General features: G+C 61.0%; 14 protein-coding genes and 2 pseudogenes. 10 read left to right on the plus strand and 6 right to left on the minus strand.

Translation table 11 applies throughout. The features are described from left to right. The 7 genes and pseudogenes from B3Y70_RS02200 to B3Y70_RS02230 form a co-directional block, all read left to right on the plus strand. Positions 1-1,013 (plus strand): isovaleryl-CoA dehydrogenase (locus B3Y70_RS02200; protein WP_286896336.1); only part of this gene is annotated, 1,013 nt, incomplete at its 5' end. A 162-nt stretch (positions 1,014-1,175) separates the two neighbouring features. Beyond that, positions 1,176-2,783 carry a carboxyl transferase domain-containing protein gene (locus tag B3Y70_RS02205; RefSeq protein ID WP_286896333.1) on the plus strand — a complete coding sequence of 536 codons (1,608 nt, stop codon included), beginning with the start codon at positions 1,176-1,178 and terminating at the stop codon, positions 2,781-2,783. Between the two features lie 14 nt (positions 2,784-2,797). Next, entirely contained in the window at positions 2,798-3,607 is an 810-nt protein-coding gene (locus tag B3Y70_RS02210; protein ID WP_286715148.1) for an enoyl-CoA hydratase-related protein, read from the plus strand. Beyond that, a pseudogene (locus B3Y70_RS02215) lies at positions 3,607-4,845 on the plus strand (acetyl-CoA carboxylase biotin carboxylase subunit); the annotation flags it as partial. The gene B3Y70_RS02210 and the pseudogene B3Y70_RS02215, both read left to right, overlap by 1 nt. Positions 4,846-4,862: 17 nt before the next feature. Beyond that, positions 4,863-5,987, plus strand: a pseudogene (locus tag B3Y70_RS02220) (biotin/lipoyl-containing protein); the annotation flags it as partial. Next, on the plus strand, positions 5,987-6,886 hold the full coding sequence (locus B3Y70_RS02225) for a hydroxymethylglutaryl-CoA lyase (RefSeq protein WP_011785597.1): 900 nt from the start codon (positions 5,987-5,989) through the stop codon (positions 6,884-6,886). The pseudogene B3Y70_RS02220 and the gene B3Y70_RS02225, both read left to right, overlap by 1 nt. 84 nt (positions 6,887-6,970) lie before the next feature. Continuing rightward, the gene (locus tag B3Y70_RS02230) at positions 6,971-7,711 is read left to right on the plus strand and encodes an SGNH/GDSL hydrolase family protein (RefSeq protein WP_011785598.1); all 741 of its coding nucleotides are present in this window, start codon (positions 6,971-6,973) and stop codon (positions 7,709-7,711) included. Here B3Y70_RS02230 and B3Y70_RS02235 read toward each other — a convergent pair. Genes B3Y70_RS02235 through B3Y70_RS02260 form a run of 6 tightly spaced genes read right to left on the minus strand, consistent with a single transcriptional unit; the run spans position 7,683 to position 13,652 of the window. Further along, complete coding sequence (locus tag B3Y70_RS02235; protein WP_011785599.1) at positions 7,683-8,108, minus strand: PaaI family thioesterase; 426 nt, start codon at positions 8,106-8,108, stop codon at positions 7,683-7,685. The genes B3Y70_RS02230 and B3Y70_RS02235 overlap by 29 nt on opposite strands. Before the next feature lie 11 nt (positions 8,109-8,119). Continuing rightward, positions 8,120-9,007, minus strand: a complete 888-nt coding sequence (gene mmsB, locus B3Y70_RS02240) for a 3-hydroxyisobutyrate dehydrogenase (protein ID WP_011785600.1) — start codon at positions 9,005-9,007, stop codon at positions 8,120-8,122. 40 nt (positions 9,008-9,047) lie between these two features. After that, positions 9,048-10,133 carry an enoyl-CoA hydratase/isomerase family protein gene (locus B3Y70_RS02245; RefSeq protein ID WP_011785601.1) on the minus strand — a complete coding sequence of 362 codons (1,086 nt, stop codon included), beginning with the start codon at positions 10,131-10,133 and terminating at the stop codon, positions 9,048-9,050. Positions 10,134-10,146: 13 nt separating this feature from the next. Next, complete coding sequence (locus tag B3Y70_RS02250) at positions 10,147-10,926, minus strand: enoyl-CoA hydratase (protein WP_011785602.1); 780 nt, start codon at positions 10,924-10,926, stop codon at positions 10,147-10,149. A gap of 43 nt (positions 10,927-10,969) precedes the next feature. Then, positions 10,970-12,136, minus strand: coding sequence for an acyl-CoA dehydrogenase family protein (locus B3Y70_RS02255; RefSeq protein ID WP_011785603.1), 1,167 nt, complete (start codon positions 12,134-12,136; stop codon positions 10,970-10,972). Positions 12,137-12,158: 22 nt separating this feature from the next. Continuing rightward, entirely contained in the window at positions 12,159-13,652 is a 1,494-nt protein-coding gene (locus B3Y70_RS02260; protein ID WP_011785604.1) for a CoA-acylating methylmalonate-semialdehyde dehydrogenase, read from the minus strand. A 127-nt stretch (positions 13,653-13,779) separates the two neighbouring features. On the opposite strand from B3Y70_RS02260, the gene B3Y70_RS02265 reads away from it, so the two are divergent. The 3 genes from B3Y70_RS02265 to B3Y70_RS02275 form a co-directional block, all read left to right on the plus strand. Further along, on the plus strand, positions 13,780-14,700 hold the full coding sequence (locus B3Y70_RS02265) for an AraC family transcriptional regulator (RefSeq protein WP_011785605.1): 921 nt from the start codon (positions 13,780-13,782) through the stop codon (positions 14,698-14,700). Between the two features lie 534 nt (positions 14,701-15,234). Further along, positions 15,235-16,341, plus strand: a complete 1,107-nt coding sequence (locus tag B3Y70_RS02270) for a polyamine ABC transporter substrate-binding protein (RefSeq protein ID WP_011785606.1) — start codon at positions 15,235-15,237, stop codon at positions 16,339-16,341. Positions 16,342-16,379: 38 nt separating this feature from the next. Next, on the plus strand, positions 16,380-16,529 hold a 150-nt coding region (locus B3Y70_RS02275), incomplete at its 3' end, for an ATP-binding cassette domain-containing protein (RefSeq protein WP_414674105.1).

Genomic DNA, 16,529 nt, shown 5'->3' on the forward strand with positions numbered 1-16,529 from the left:
TGGGCGACATGGGCCTGCTGGGTATCACCGTGAGTGAAGAATACGGCGGCTCCGACATGGGCTACCTGGCACACGTCATCGCCATGGAAGAAATCAGCCGCGCCTCCGCCAGCGTTGGCTTATCTTACGGCGCCCACTCCAACCTGTGCGTGAACCAGATCAACCGCAATGGTACCGAAGAGCAGAAACAGAAATACCTTCCCAAACTCATCACTGGCGAGCACATCGGCGCCCTGGCCATGTCTGAACCCAACGCCGGCTCCGACGTCATCTCCATGAAACTCCACGCCCGGGATGAAGGCGACCACTACGTCCTCAACGGCAACAAAATGTGGATCACCAACGGGCCAGACGCCAACACCTACGTAATCTACGCCAAAACCGACCCGCAAGGCGGCTCCAAAGGCGTCACCGCCTTCATCGTAGAACGCGACTACCCCGGCTTCAGCCGCCACCAGAAACTCGACAAACTCGGCATGCGCGGCTCCAACACCTGCGAACTGGTGTTTGAAGACTGCAAGGTTCCCAAAGAAAACGTCCTCGGTGGCGTAGGCAACGGCGCCAAAGTACTGATGAGCGGCCTCGACTACGAACGCATCGTCCTATCCGGCGGCCCCCTCGGCCTCATGCAAGCCGCCATGGACGTGGTCATCCCCTACATCCGCGAACGCAAACAATTCGGCCAGGCCATCGGCGAATTCGAACTGGTACAGGGCAAAGTTGCCGACATGTACACCTTCATGAACACCGCCAAGTCCTACGTCTACATGGTCGCCCAATCCGCCGACCGCGGCGAAACCACCAGAAAAGACGCCGCCGGCGCCATCCTCTACTCCGCCGAAATGGCCACAAAGCTGGCCCTGGACGCCATCCAGCTGCTCGGCGGCAACGGCTACATCAACGACTACCCCACCGGCCGCCTGCTACGGGACGCCAAGCTCTATGAAATCGGAGCGGGCACGTCTGAAATCCGACGCATGCTCATCGGCAGAGAGCTGTTCCTGAATAAGTAAGCGTTGCGCGGAATTCACTGACCAAGTCAAACGAGGCCCTGCGGGTAGAGCGATTCAAAAATTTCGTAGGCCATGGATGGCCGGAGAGAAGCGCACAGGGACGTGCTTGTAGCGGTTTTTGAATCGCTCTACCCGCAGGGCCGATGCACGGACGAATATCCAATGACGATACTCCAGAGCAAAATAAACCCGAGGTCCGACGAATTCCAGGCCAACCACCAGGCCATGGCCAACGCTGTAGCCGACCTGCGGGAAAAAGTCGAACTCATTCACCAGGGCGGAGGCCCCGAATACCAGAAACGCCACACAGACCGCGGCAAACTGCTGCCAAGAGAGCGCATCAACAAACTGCTCGACGAAGGCTCCCCCTTCCTCGAAATCGGCCAGTTCGCCGCCTACAACGTCTACGACGAAGACGTCCACGCCGCCGGCGTGGTCGCCGGCATCGGCCGGGTCAGCGGTACCGAATGCATGATCATCGCCAACGACGCCACCGTAAAAGGCGGAAGCTACTACCCGCTCACCGTCAAAAAACACCTGCGGGCCCAGGAAATCGCCGAAACCAACCGCCTGCCCTGCATCTACCTGGTCGACTCCGGCGGCGCCAACCTGCCACGACAGGATGAAGTCTTCCCCGACCGGGACCACTTCGGGCGCATTTTCTACAACCAGGCCCGAATGTCTGCCGATGGTATCCCCCAGATCGCCGTCGTTATGGGCCTGTGCACCGCCGGCGGCGCCTACGTACCCGCCATGGCCGACGAATCCATCATCGTGCGCAACCAGGGCACCATCTTCCTGGCCGGCCCGCCACTGGTCAAAGCCGCCACCGGCGAAGTGGTCAGCGCCGAAGACCTGGGCGGAGCCGATGTCCATTGCAAAACCTCCGGCGTGGCCGATCACTATGCCGAAAACGACGCCCACGCCCTCGAGATCACCCGGCGCTGCATCGCCAACCTCAACCGCCGCAAACCCGTACCCGTGGAAATCCGCGAACCCAGGGCACCGCTGTATAACCCGGACGAAATCTACGGCATCGTGGGCACCGATTTGCGCAAACAGTTCGACGTACGCGACGTGATTGCCCGTATCGTCGACGGCTCCGAATTTGACGAATTCAAGCGCTACTACGGCTCCACCCTGGTGACCGGCTTCGCCCATATCCACGGCTACCCCGTGGGCATCATCGCCAACAACGGCATCCTGTTCAGCGAATCCGCCCAGAAAGGCGCGCACTTTATTGAACTGTGCTGCCAGCGCAACATCCCGCTGCTGTTCCTGCAGAACATCACCGGCTTTATGGTGGGCCAGAAATACGAAGCCGAAGGCATCGCCAAGCACGGCGCCAAGATGGTCATGGCCGTGGCCTGCGCCAACGTGCCCAAGATCACCGTGCTGATTGGCGGCAGCTACGGTGCCGGCAACTACGGCATGTGCGGCCGGGCCTACAGCCCGGACTTCCTGTGGATGTGGCCGAATGCCCGCATCTCGGTGATGGGCGGCGAACAGGCCGCCAACGTACTCGCCACAGTCAAACGTGAAGGCATGGAACGCAAAGGCCAGGACTGGAGTGCCGAAGAAGAAGCCGAATTCAAGAAACCCATTGCGAATAAATACGAACAACAGGGCCACCCCTACTACGCCAGCGCCCGCCTGTGGGACGACGGCGTGATCGACCCGGCCCAGACCCGGGAAGTGGTTGCCCTCAGCCTGTCTGCCACCCTGAACCGACCCGCCAAGCCGACGCGCTTTGGCGTGTTCCGCATGTAACCGGAGAGAACGCCATGACTAAACAGACCTCTGCCGTTCTGCTCAACTACCTGGAAGGTGGTGTTTCCGAAATCGTGCTGAACCGGCCAGACAAGCGCAACGCCTTCGACGACGCGATCATCCAGCAACTGATCAAGGCGCTGGAAGTCACGGAACGAGACGACCAAACCCGCGTTGTCCTCCTGCGCTCCGAAGGCAAACACTTCTCCGCCGGTGCCGACCTTGGCTGGATGCGCCGCATGGCAGACAACGACCACGCCGAGAACCTGAACGACTCCCGGGAACTGGCCAGGCTGATGAGCACCCTCAACCACCTGTCCAAGCCGGTGATCGGCCTGGTTCAGGGCGCAGCCTACGGTGGCGCAGTCGGCCTGGCAGCCTGCTGCGACATCGTACTGGCCACCGCAAACGCCAGCTTCTGCCTGAGTGAAGTGAAACTCGGCCTGGTTCCCGCCGTTATCAGCCCCTACGTGGTGCGGGCAATCGGCGAGCGTCAGGCCCGGCGCTATTTCATCTCCGCCGAAGTCTTCAGCGCAAAACAGGCTTGCGAATACGGGCTGGTGCACATCGTCTGTGACGACGAAGCTTCCATGCACGCCCGCTGCAACGAGCTGCTGCTACAACTGGCCGGCAATGGCCCGCAAGCCATGAGTGCCGCCAAGGACCTGGTGTTTGCTGTCAGCCACAAGCCCATCAGCGCCGATGTCATCGAAGACACCGCCCAACGCATCGCCGACATCCGTGCGGGTGAGGAAGGCCAGGAAGGGCTCAGCGCTTTCCTGAACAAACGCAAGGCCAGCTGGGTTCCGGGAGATAACACATAATGTTCAACAAAATCCTGATCGCCAACCGCGGCGAAATCGCCTGCCGGATTATCCAGACCGCCCACCGCATGGGTATCCGCTGCGTGGCAGTCTACTCAGACGCTGACGCCAACGCTCGTCATGTCGCCATGGCAGACGAGGCCTTCAACATCGGCCCGGCCGCCAGCGCTGACAGCTACCTGAAAGCCGACACCATTATCGACATTGCCAGGCAGAGTGGCGCCCAGGCCATTCACCCCGGCTACGGCTTCCTGTCTGAAAACACCGGCTTTGCCGAAGCCTGCGAAGCCAACGGCATCGTATTCATCGGCCCGCCCTCTTCGGCCATCGCCGCCATGGGCTCCAAGTCCGCCGCCAAGGCGATTATGGAAAAAGCCGGTGTGCCTCTGGTGCCGGGCTACCACGGCAAAGACCAGTCGCCGGAGCTGCTGCGGGCCGAGGCTGAGAAATGCGGCTTCCCGCTGCTGCTGAAAGCCGTTGCCGGTGGTGGTGGTAAAGGCATGCGGGTGGTGGAAACAATGGCCGACTTTGATGACGCCCTGGCCGCCGCCCAGCGGGAAGCGAGGAACGCTTTCGGCAACCCGGACATGCTGATCGAACGCTACCTGACCCAGCCACGGCATGTGGAAATCCAGGTGTTCTGCGACCATCAGGGCAGCGGCATCTACCTGGCCGAGCGGGATTGCTCGGTGCAGCGTCGCCACCAGAAAGTACTGGAAGAAGCGCCCGCACCGGGGCTGAGCGAGGCCACCCGTAAAGCCATGGGCGAGGCCGCCGTGAAAGCCGCGCAAGCCATTAACTACGTGGGCGCCGGCACCGTCGAGTTCCTGTACGACGTAGACGGCTCGTTCTTCTTCATGGAAATGAACACCCGCCTGCAGGTGGAGCATCCCGTTACCGAGGCGATCACGGGCGTCGACCTCGTCGAACAGATGATCCGGGTCGCGGCCGGCGAAGAACTCCAGATCAAGCAGGACGATGTGAAAATCGATGGCTGGGCGATCGAGAACCGGGTCTATGCCGAAGACCCCTATCGCGGCTTCCTGCCCTCTACGGGCCGCCTCGTGCGCTACCAGCCGCCGGTCGAGCCCTGGGCCGACGATGGCGAGGAGAACGGCCGCCGCGGTGTCGACGGTATCCGGGTGGATGACGGGGTGTTCGAAGGCGGCGAGGTGTCGATGTTCTACGACCCGATGATCGCCAAGCTGGTCACCTGGGGCGAGACACGGGACGAGGCCGCCGATCTCCAGATCNNATGAACACCCGCCTGCAGGTGGAACACCCGGTTACCGAAATGGTCACCGGGCAAGACCTGGTGGAATGGCAGCTGAAAGTGGCCTGGGGTGAGCCCCTGCCGCTGGCCCAGGAACAGGTGAAAACCCGCGGCCACGCCCTGGAAGCGCGCATCTACGCCGAAGATCCGGACCAGGACTTCCTGCCTGCCACCGGCACCCTGCGTTACCTGCGCACCCCGGAAGAATCCGCCCACGTGCGGGTGGATACCGGCGTTACCGAAGGGGACGAGATCAGCATCCACTACGACCCGATGATCGCCAAGCTCATCGTGTGGGACGAAACCCGGGAACAGGCCATCAACCGCATGGTGCAGGCCCTGGAGCAGTACCGCATTGCCGGGGTAAAAACCAACATCCGCTTCCTGCACGCCCTGGCCGATGCCGAACCCTTTCGCCAGGCCGAGCTGACCACCGGTTTCATTGATGACCACCGCGAGCTGCTGTTTCCCGCTTCCGGCCCGGATACCGGCAAGGTTCTTGTGTTGGCTGCCGGCTTTCTCCTGGAACACCGCAAGTCCCGTGAAGTGGTCAGCACAGACCCCTGGTCGCCCTTCGGCCGGCAGAACAGCTGGCGCTTGAATTCCGACTACGCCGAACCCCTGGCCCTGCAGGTGGGCGAGGAGGTGGTTGAACTAAGGGTTCTTGAGCAGGATCACGGCTATCAGATAACCCTCGGCGACAACCGCTATACCCTGCAGGCCAGCCTGCAGGACGATTACCTGCAAGCGGTCATCAATGGCCACCGCCTGTGCGTGTACGGCAACCTGCACAACGACGAACTGGTGTTGTTCCACGAAGGCAACAGCATCACCTGCAAGCTCTACCGTGAACGCTGGGAAACCGAAGACCTGGCCGGCGACGGCAGCCTCTCTGCCCCCATGAACGGTGCCATTGTGGCGGTGCAGGTGCAGGCTGGCGATAAGGTCACCGCCGGCCAGACTCTCGTAATCATGGAAGCCATGAAGATGGAGCACGCCATCAAAGCCCCGGCCGATGGCACCGTCAGCGAGGTGTTCTTTGCCCAGGGCGACCAGGTATCCGAAGGGGCGGAGTTGATCGCCATCGAGATTGAGGAGACTGAGTAATGGCCTTCCCGAAACGTGTCCGACTGGTGGAAATGAGCCCCCGGGACGGCCTGCAGAACGAACCCGGCCCGGTGATTGCTACCAGCATCAAAACCGGGCTGATCGACCGGCTGGCCGACTGCGGCCTTACCCACATCGAAGCCGCCAGCTTTGTCTCCCCCAAATGGGTGCCACAAATGGGTGATGCCGCCGAGGTCATGGCCGGCATCACTCGAAAGGCCGGCGTGCGCTACTCTGCCCTCACCCCCAACCTCAAAGGCTTCGAAAATGCCCTGGCGGCCGGAGCCTACGAAGTTGCGGTGTTCGGCGCCGCCTCCGAAAGCTTTACCCAAAAGAACATCAACTGCAGTATCGCCGAAAGCCTGGACCGCTTCGCTCCCGTGGTGGAAGCAGCCCGCAAGCACGGCATTCCGGTGCGCGGCTACGTGTCGACGGTGATGGGTTGCCCCTATGAGGGTGACATTGAGCCAGGGCAGGTCGCCAGCGTCGCCAAGGCCCTGTACGACATGGGCTGCCATGAGATTTCCCTGGGCGACACCATCGGCGTAGGCACACCGCTGAAAGCCAGGCGCATGCTGGAGGCCGTAGCCGCCCATATTCCTATGAATAAGCTGGCGGCCCACTTCCACGACACCTACGGCCAGGCCCTGGCCAATCTGTATGCGGTACTGGAAGAAGGCGTCAGCGTAATCGATGCCTCGGTGGCAGGCCTGGGCGGTTGTCCTTATGCGAAGGGCGCCTCCGGCAATGTGGCCACTGAAGACGTGCTCTACCTGTTAAATGGGCTGGGTATAGAAACCGGTGTCGACCTGGAGAAACTGGTGGCGACCGGCGGCTGGATCTGCGGCCAGCTCAAACGCCACAACGGCTCTAAAGTGGGACAGGCCATGAGCGGTTGAACGTTAAGGGCCCCGCTGCGAACCTTGCGACTAATATCGCCGATACCAGAACCATTCTGCTCCACTAAACCCGGGATCTACGCAATGCATCTTCCATTCTGGCTGACCACGGCTGTGCTCTTTCCGGTGTTGCTGTATCAGGGTATGCGCACTCGTCAAACCACGCCACGGCTGCCGGAGGCCTCCGGATCTCCGTTCGGGCAATATGGTGAGGGCGAGCCCGCCCGGTGCATCCTGGTGATTGGCGAATCCACCGCAGCCGGCGTGGGCGCCCAAACCCACGATCAGGGCCTGGCCAGCCAGCTGGCACGGGAGCTTCATAAGGGAACCGGGCAAACCATCGCCTGGCACACCTTCGGGGTTAACGGTATTCGTTTGAATGCCCTGAACCGGGCGCTGGAACAAACAGACTTACCGGAAGCCGATGTAGTTATCCTGAGCATGGGGGTAAACGACACCACCGGTTTTACACCCCGGAAACGATTCCGCCAGCAACTGCTGGACCTGAGAGAGTTGCTCCAAGCGCGGTATCCGGCACCCCTGATGCTGCTGAGTGTGCCGCCCATGCACCTGTTTACTGCCCTGCCCGCACCCTTGCGCTACGTGATGGGGTGGCGGGCCAGGCTTCTGGACAACATCTACCGGCAACTGGCCAGCGAGATGCCGCAGAACTTCCGCTACACCCGTTACCCGGTTATTGACGATACCGGGTTGTTGGCCAGCGACGGCTACCACCCCGGCATCAAAGGCTATCGGTACATTGCCGAAGCTCTCGCGCCGGAGCTGAGCCGGGGCCTCAGGGCCGATGCTTCTCCGGAGGAATAGAGTACGTCATAGTGGCATGGGCCACCGGCTCCTCCATGCCAGTGGAATAGATCGACACCTCACCCACCGCCATCGTGCGCCCTACTTTAAGCAAGGTAGCGCGGGCCCACACCGCAGCGTGGGCGGCGGGCTTGCGCATGAAGTTGATGTTGAAGTTGGTGGTCACCGCCAGTGGCACCAGGCCGATTTTGCCCAGCAGGGCGGCATACATGGCCACGTCTGCCAGCCCCATCATAACCGGGCCAGACACGGTTCCACCGGGGCGCAGATGGTCGTCGTTCACCTCCAGCTTCATCTCGGCCCAGCCATCCCCCAGTTCCTCCAGGGTGCCGTAGGCGGTACCCTGGGGAAAGTGATCTTCAAGGAAAGCCTTCAGCTCCCCGAATGTTACTTGCATGGCTCTACTGCTCAGTCCGGTTTGTAAAGCCTCAGGATACTCGAAAAGTCCAGCTGACCGTTACCCTGCCCGGCGTGCAGCTGGAACAGGTTTCGGGCCAGGGAACCCATGGGGATGGAGGCCTGGTTGGCGACCGCGTTATCAAACGCCAGCCCCAGGTCTTTGGTCATCAGGTTCACCAGGAAACCGCCCTGGTAATCCCGGGATGCCGGCACCCCTTCCATCACACCCGGCCACGGGTTGTACAGGTTCAGGGCCCAGTTGCCGCCGGAGCTCTGCTTCATGATTTCCGACAGTACCGCAGGGTCCAGGCCATTTTTGACGCCCAGAGCCAGGGCTTCGCTGGTGCCGGCCATCAGGATGGCCAGCATCATGTTGTTGCAGATCTTGGCGACCTGCCCCGCACCGTGGGGTCCCGCGTGGAAGATGTTCTTGCCCATGGCTTCCAGAACCGGCCGTGCCTTGTTGTAGGTGGCCACTTCGCCGCCGCAAATGAAGGTCAGCGTACCGGCCGTGGCACCACCTACGCCGCCGGATACCGGCGCGTCGATAAAGGCCAGGTCTTTTGCCGCGGCGGCTTCTGCCACCGCCCGGGAGGTTTCCGGGGCAATGGTGGAGGAGTCAATCACCAGGGTGCCCGCCGGCAGGGCTGCCAGCAGACCGTCTTCGCCCAGGTACACCGCTTCCACATGCTTGCCCGCCGGCAGCATGGTGATCACGCACTCGGCGCCCTGTGTCGCCGCTTTAGCGGAATCCGCAGTGCTGGCCCCTTCGGCCACCAATGCCTCGACCGCCGGTTTGGACAGGTCGAAAACCGTGACCTCATGCCCCGCCTTCAGCAGGTTGGAGGCCATGGGCCCGCCCATGTTGCCCAGACCAATAAAAGTTACCTTCGCCATCTTGCTTCTCCTTGTTTTTGTAGCAGTGCGCCGGGATTTATCAGTGCCCGGGCGCCTGGCTGAAAAATGCTTCAATCCACTCGTTGTCCAGTTCCGCCAGCGAGGCATAACGCCAGCGGGGCTGCATGTCTTTGTCGATCAGCAATGCCCGGATGCCTTCGGCAAACTCGCCCTTCTTCAGGCAGTTCACCGACATCACCAGCTCGTTATCCAGCACCTGTTTCAGGCTGTCCCGCTGGCTGCGCTGCAGGTGTTTCCAGGTCAGGGCCAGTGACGTGGGTGAGGCGCTCGCCAATCCCTTCACAGCCTTCCCCAGCCAACCCTCTCGGCCGCCCAGATCTTTCAGCTGCGCTACCACCTGCTCAAGGGAATCGCCATCGGTGGCCTGCTGGATATCATCAAAGTGATCACGAACCGGAGACGCCGGCAGCGCCTCCCGGCTTTGCTGTTCGTACTGGCGCAGTACCGAGCTGACAACACTATGGGCGCTGGAACCCTGCCAGTTGGCGGAGGCCAGGGCATCAATCACCTGCCCTTTGAGTTCGTGGCTGACGAACCGGTCTGCCATGCCCACAAACAGCGCATCGGCTGGGTTCATGCGGGTGCCGGTCAGCCCCAGAAACATTCCGGTACGCCCGGGCATGCGGTTCAGGAACCAGCCGGCGCCGATATCCGGGTACAGGCCGATGCTCACTTCCGGCATAGCCAGCTTCGAGTGCTCGGTAACCACCCGGTGGGAGGCTCCGACCATCAGGCCAATACCGCCGCCCATCACAATGCCATTGCCCCAGCACACGATGGGTTTGGGGTAGGTGTGAATCTGGTAGTCCAGCTCGTATTCTTCGGTGAAGAACCGCTCGCCTTCAGCCAGCTTTCCCGGCTCGGTCATGCTGCGGTACAGGGACACGATATCGCCACCGGCGCAGAAGGCCTTGTCGCCCTCAGCTTCCAGCCAGACCGCGCATACGCTGTCATCGTCGGCCCAGCGTTGCAGCTGCGGCTTGAGCAGGCGGATCATGTCCATAGACAGCGAATTCAGGTTACGCGGGCTGTTCAGCCTGGCGACCGCAATCCGGCCACCGCCGTTTGTGGTCCATTCTTCAAATACCATCGGTTGATCGCTCATAGCAGCCCCGGGCTTATCGGTTTTTCCATTCCGGCTTGCGCTTCTCGAGGAACGCATTCACGCCTTCTTTCTGGTCTTCGGTGTGGAACAGCTCTACGAACAGTTCCCGCTCCATGCGCCAGCCATCAGTGTGGCTGCGGCCATCACGGGCGCTCATCACCAGCTGCTTGCAGCGGGCAATGGAAGACGGGCTCTGCTTGCAGGCGCCTTCGGCTAGCTTCAGGGCGGCTTCCAGGCCTTGACCGGACGGCACCACTTCTTCCACCAGGCCAATCTGCAGCGCCTTGCTGGCATCTACCCGCTCGCCGCACAGAATCATGCGCTTGGCCCAGCCCTCGCCTACCAGCCAGGGCAGGTTTTGCGTACCGCCGGCGCAGGGCAGCAGGCCAACACCGGCTTCCGGCAGCGCCATCTGGGCGTGCTCTTCGGCAATGCGGATATCGCAGGACAACGCACATTCCAGGCCACCGCCCATGGCGTAGCCGTTAATGGCGGCAATCGACACACCCCGGAAGGCGGTCAGCGTGGCGAAGGCCTGGCCGAACTTTTGGGCCATCTCGTTGGCCCGGGCACGGTCACCGTCGGCAAAGGTTTTCAGGTCCGCCCCGGCGGAGAAGAATTTCTCACCCTGGCCGGTGACCACCAGCGCGAAGATGTTGCGGTCTGCGTTGAGGTCTTCAATGGTGGCTTCCAGAGCCGCCAGGGAGTCTGCCGTCCAGGTGTTGGCCGGGGGGTTGGCGATGGTCAGGATCGCAATGTGATCGCGCTTTTCCAGTTGAATCAGTTCGCTCATGGTAAATTCCTTTGGTTGTTCCGGTGCTGATGATTGGGGCCGGTTACTGGATGGCTTCGGCAACGCCGTCTTCCAGCATGCGGCGGGCAATAATCAGGCGCATGATTTCGTTGGTGCCCTCGAGAATCTGGTGTACCCGAAGGTCCCGCACATAGCGCTCCAGCGGGTATTCCCGAATGTAGCCGTAGCCGCCGTGCAGCTGCAGGGCTTCGTTGGCCACCTCGAAACAGGCATCGGTGGCGAAGCGCTTGGCCATGGCGCAATGCAGGGTGGCTTCCGGGTCGCCGGCATCCAGCTTGAAGGCACCCAGGCGCACCATTTGCCGGGCCGCCACCAGGTTGGTGGCCATATCCGCCAGCTTGAATTGAAGCGCCTGGAAGGCTGCCAGTGGTTTGCCGAACTGCTGGCGCTCGTGCAGGTAATTGCGCGCCCGCAGCAGCGCCGCCTGGGCGCCGCCAAGGGAGCAGGTGGCGATGTTCAGGCGACCGCCGTCCAGCCCTTTCATGGCGATGGCAAAGCCGTCACCTTCCTCACCAACGCGGTTACTGGCGGGAATGCGCACGTCTTCCAGGGTCACCATGCGGGTTGGCTGACTGTGCCACCCCATCTTTTCCTCGTTCTTACCGTAGGAAACACCCTCGGCATTGGCGGGGATCACGAAGGTGGAAATCCCCTTGGCGCCACTGTCGGCATCACCGGTGCGGGCCATCAGTACCAGCACATCGGTGGCGCCGGCGCCTGAGATAAACATCTTGCTGCCGTTGATCACATAGCTGTCGCCGTCACGAACCGCCCTGGTACGCAGGCTGGCGGCATCGGAGCCGGCCCCGGGTTCGGTCAGGCAGTAGGAGGCCAGCCATTCACCACTGGCCAGCCTGGGCACAAATTCCTGCTTCAGGTCGTCCGAGGCAAAGCTGGCCACCATCCAGGTGGCCATGTTGTGAATGGTGATGAAGGCAGCCGTGGATGGGCAGGCCATGGCCAGCTCTTCCACAATCACCGAGGTGTCCAGGCGGGACAAGCCCATGCCGCCCAGGGCTTCCGGGGTATAAATCCCCATAAAGCCCATCTCGCCGGCTTCTTTCATCACTTCCACCGGGAAGGTGTGATCCACATCCCACTGGCCGGCAAAGGGCGCCATGGTTTTCTCGGCAAAGGCCCGGGCCGCATCCCGGAACGCCAGCTGGTCTTCCGTCAGGTTGAAATCCATCGTTCAGCTCCCTTTCTCACCCTTAACGCAGTTGGATGGAGAAGTTGGCTTCAGAAGACGTTGCCTCAGAGCTGAACCAGCGGGAGGTCACGGTCTTGGTTTCGGTGTAGAAACGTACTGCCTGCTTGCCGTAAGCGTGCTGGTCGCCGTAGAAAGAACCCTTCCAGCCGGTGAAAGAGAAAAACGGCAGGGGCACCGGAATGGGAATGTTCACTCCCACCTGGCCCACATCGATCTCGTGCTGGAAGCGGCGGGCGGCGCCACCGTGGTTGGTGAAGATGGAGGTGCCGTTGCCATAGGGGCTGTTGTTGATCAGCTCAATGGCTTCGCCAAGGTCGTTCGCGTTCATGCAAGTGAGCACTGGCCCGAAAATTTCTTCTTTATAGATATCCATTTCCGGCGTCACCTCGCTGAACAGCGTGGGCCCTACCCAGTTACCGTCCGGCAGGCCATCCACGGTGCAGCCGCGACCATCCAGCATCAGTTTCGCACCCTGCGCTTCACCAGTGGCAATCAGGGCTTCGATACGCTCCTTGGCCTTACCGCTGATAACGGGGCCATAGCTGGCACCGGAGTCGTTCCAGGCACCCGGGCGCACCTTCGCCATGGCTTCCTTCAGTTCCGGGATCCACTCTTGCGCCGCGCCGACAAACACCGCCACGGAGATAGCCATGCAACGCTGACCGGCGGCACCCACAGAGGCACCCACCAGGGCATTGATCACCTGCTGCTTGTCGGCATCCGGCATGATCACCATGTGGTTCTTGGCGCCAGCAAAGCTCTGTACGCGCTTCATGTTGCGGGTACCGGTTTCGTAGATATAACGGCCGACCGGTACCGAACCCACAAAGGAAATGGCCTTGATGGCCGGATCGTTCAACAGGGTATCCACCTGCTCCTTGGCACCGTGCACCACCTGCAGAACGCCCTTGGGCGCACCGGCTTCTTCGAACAGTTCCGCCAGGCGCATCGGGGTGAGCGGATCCTGCTCGGACGGTTTCAGTACAAAGGTGTTACCGCAGGCGATGGCCATGGGGAACATCCACAGGGGAATCATGGCCGGGAAGTTGAACGGGGTAATGCCGGCGCAAACGCCCAACGGCTGGATCCACGAGTGGGTATCCACTTCCCGCGCGACGTTTTCAACGGTCTCGCCCATCATCATGGACGCCACGTTGGCGGCATGCTCTACCACTTCGATGCCGCGCCAGACATCGCCCTTGGCGTCGTCAAAGGTCTTGCCGGTTTCCTGGGACAGGATTTCGGCAATCTCGTCGTGGTGCTCTTTCAGCAGTGCCTGGTAACGCAGCATGACCCGGGCCCGCTCGGATACCGGCGTTTCCTTCCAGCTTTTGAACACTTCGCCGGCGTTGTCGATGGCCTTGCGCATTTCGTCTGCCGTGGCGCAGGGCACCTGGGCGATGACTTCGTTCGTGGCTGGGTTGGTCACGTCGATCCAGTTCTGGGTCTGGCTCTGAACAAATTCACCAGCAATAAACTGAGGTACTTTTTTCATGAGGATGGTCCCTGTTTGTTGTTGTCCGGGAGTGCCGTGGCCCGCTGAATAACGAAACGGACCTGGCGATGATTTTCCAAAAGACTAGCACGCTCCTTGCCGCCTGATGATTGACTAAGTTTCGCCCATGATGGATTATTTTTCGATGACCAGTCATCAAGACACCAAGCCATCCGCGCAAACCTCCCAGTGGCCTGTTCCTACGGACAGCGTTCGCTATGTGATTCCGGAGCCCATCGTCCGCCAACTGGCGCACCACCCACTAACCCGAGAGCTGTACCCGCTGGCCTTCGGCCATTACCGGCGGGCGGCGGGCCATCACATGCATCGGGAACACCATCGTGACAATCTTTTGATCTATTGCACCGATGGCAAGGCTTTTCTGAACGTTGCAGGCGAGCCCTATACCGTGACCGCCGGCGACCTTTTGCTGCTGCCGGCCGGCGTCAGTCACCGCTACACGGCGGACCCGGACAATCCATGGACCATTCACTGGGTGCACTACACCGGCCCGCTGGCCGAAGACTTCGGTCAGTACATGGGCTTTGATGACAGCACCCGCATCCGGCATCTGGGCAGACAGCCCCGGTTACTGGTGGATTTCAACGGCCTGCTGTCGGTACGGCAGACGGGCTTCCGGGCCCGTGGGTTGATCCACGCCAGCAATCGGCTACGACAGTTGCTGGCCGCCGTGCCCATCAACGCCGACGAAACCAGCCAGGCCCGGCAGGCCGAGCTGGACTCCCTGCACAGCTTCATGCGGGAGCATCTGGAGGAACGCCTGACCCTGAATCAGCTGGCCGAGCTTTCCGGCCTGTCGCCGGCTCACTTCGCCACCCGGTACCGGGAGCAGACCGGCACCTCGCCAATCCAGCACTTCCTGCATCTCAAAGTGGAACGGGCCTGTGAGTTGCTGGATACCACCAGCCAGAGCTTCGCCGATATCAGCAGGCAACTGGGCTATGACGATGCCTATTACTTTTCTCGACTGTTCAAAAAAGTGATGGGGAAGTCGCCCACGGATTACCGCCACACAGCGCGGCACTGAGCATCAGCGACAAGGATACGCACAAGCACCCACTCCATCCGGTAAAAATTTTGTAGCGCAGACCGTATTCTCATGATAAATATCGCGCGAATACGGTCGGATTCCCCACCACCGTTTCCAGGATAAGCCCTAAGGAGCCTCTGACGCACTCCGAATTATCTCTGCGAGCTCTAAGGGCTTCAGATGCAAGGCGCAGTTCGCAGCCAATGGCCGAAGCCCTTGGCAAGAGCTGCAACACCGCAGATGAAGCCCTTAGAGCCCGCCCTTCGGGGCCTGCAGAGCGATCCACACTCCGCGTTGCGACTTTTTGAAAGGCAACCAGCCTTCCTGCAAAGTCGCGCCTTGATTGTGAACCGCTCTGAAGGCCAGAGATAATCCGGAGTGCGCCAGAGGCTCCTTTGAGGAGTCAAAAGGCGGCACCCCGGTGTTTTCGCAAACACCTGCCACCTCCGGCCACCCTCAGCAGACCTGCACAACACCGCGTGCGTCCTGCACGTTTTGTATCCATCCCTTTTAAGTGAGGGACACCATCCAATGTTGAAGTTGTGTAAGCCACAGGCGCTTGCCGCCGCTGTTGCTATGTCTCTGGGTGCCTCTTCGGTTTTTGCAGCCGAGGAAGTGCGTGTCTACAACTGGTCTGACTACATCGCCGAGGACACCCTGGCGAAGTTCACCGAAGAAACCGGCATCAAGGTTGTCTACGACGTATATGACAGCAACGAGGTGCTGGAAGCGGCCCTGTTGTCTGGCCGTTCCGGTTATGACCTGGTGGTGCCCTCCAACCACTACGTAGCCAAGCAGATTTCTGCCAAGGCGTTCGTAGCGCTGGACCACAGCAAGCTGCCGAACATGGCCAACCTGAACCCGGATCTGATGGACGATCTGGAAAAGATTGACCCGGGCAGCCAGTTCTCCCTGCCGTACCTGTGGGGCACCAACGGCTATGGCTACAACGAAGGCCGCATCCAGGAAATCCTGGGCGACAGCGCCCCTACCGACTCCTGGGCCCTGGTGTTTGATCCGGAAGTGACCGGCAAACTGGCCGCGGGTGGCTGTGGCATTGCCATGCTGGATTCCGGCGAAGAGATGGTTCGTGCTGCAATGGCCTACATCGGCCTGGACCCGAACAGCAACAACGCCGACGACATCAAGAAAGGCGGTGAAGTGATCAAGGCCGTGCGCCCGAATATCACCTACTTCCATTCTTCCCGCTACATTGGCGACCTGGCCAACGGTGACCTGTGCGTGGCCGCCGGCTATTCCGGCGACATCCTGCAGGCCGCTGCCCGTGCTGAAGAAGCCGAAAACGGCAACGTGATCCGCTACACCATCCCCAAAGAGGGTGCGGTGCTGTGGTTTGACATGATGACCATTCCGGCCGGCGCACCGAATGTGGAAAATGCCCACAAGCTGATGAACTTCCTGATGCGCCCGGAAATCATCGCGGACGTCACCAACTACGTGTGGTACGCCAACCCGAACAAGGCGGCTGACGAGTTCGTCGACCCGGAAATCCTGAGTGACACCAGCATTTATCCCACCGAGGAAGTGCTGAAGAAACTGTACGTGATGGAAGGTCGGCCACAGGACGCCCAGCGCCTGATGACTCGCACCTGGACCAGCGTGAAATCCGGTCGCTGACGGTGGCCGTAACCAACAACACCTCCGCGCAAGCGGAGGTGCTCCTCAGCATCAAAGGCATTTCCAAGAGCTTCGACAGCACCTTGGCGGTCGACGACGTCAGCCTGGACATCCACAAGGGCGAGATCTTTGCTCTTCTGGGTGGCTCCGGCTCTGGCAAATCCACCCTGCTGCGCATGCTGGCGGGC

Origin of the sequence: Marinobacter sp. UBA5687 (assembly GCF_002420325.1) — a bacterium.
Classification (GTDB): domain Bacteria; phylum Pseudomonadota; class Gammaproteobacteria; order Pseudomonadales; family Oleiphilaceae; genus Marinobacter; species Marinobacter nauticus.

Bases quoted from the DNA above. Each gene is read 5' to 3' on its own strand.
- B3Y70_RS02265 (WP_011785605.1), top strand. From the start codon at position 13,780: ATGATGGATTATTTTTCGATGACCAGTCATCAAGACACCAAGCCATCC.
- B3Y70_RS02230 (WP_011785598.1), top strand. From the start codon at position 6,971: ATGCATCTTCCATTCTGGCTGACCACGGCTGTGCTCTTTCCGGTGTTG.
- B3Y70_RS02245 (WP_011785601.1), bottom strand. From the start codon at position 10,133: ATGAGCGATCAACCGATGGTATTTGAAGAATGGACCACAAACGGCGGT.
- B3Y70_RS02205 (WP_286896333.1), top strand. From the start codon at position 1,176: ATGACGATACTCCAGAGCAAAATAAACCCGAGGTCCGACGAATTCCAG.
- B3Y70_RS02270 (WP_011785606.1), top strand. From the start codon at position 15,235: ATGTTGAAGTTGTGTAAGCCACAGGCGCTTGCCGCCGCTGTTGCTATG.
- B3Y70_RS02210 (WP_286715148.1), top strand. From the start codon at position 2,798: ATGACTAAACAGACCTCTGCCGTTCTGCTCAACTACCTGGAAGGTGGT.
- B3Y70_RS02235 (WP_011785599.1), bottom strand. From the start codon at position 8,108: ATGCAAGTAACATTCGGGGAGCTGAAGGCTTTCCTTGAAGATCACTTT.
- B3Y70_RS02250 (WP_011785602.1), bottom strand. From the start codon at position 10,926: ATGAGCGAACTGATTCAACTGGAAAAGCGCGATCACATTGCGATCCTG.
- B3Y70_RS02225 (WP_011785597.1), top strand. From the start codon at position 5,987: ATGGCCTTCCCGAAACGTGTCCGACTGGTGGAAATGAGCCCCCGGGAC.
- B3Y70_RS02260 (WP_011785604.1), bottom strand. From the start codon at position 13,652: ATGAAAAAAGTACCTCAGTTTATTGCTGGTGAATTTGTTCAGAGCCAG.
- B3Y70_RS02255 (WP_011785603.1), bottom strand. From the start codon at position 12,136: ATGGATTTCAACCTGACGGAAGACCAGCTGGCGTTCCGGGATGCGGCC.
- mmsB (WP_011785600.1), bottom strand. From the start codon at position 9,007: ATGGCGAAGGTAACTTTTATTGGTCTGGGCAACATGGGCGGGCCCATG.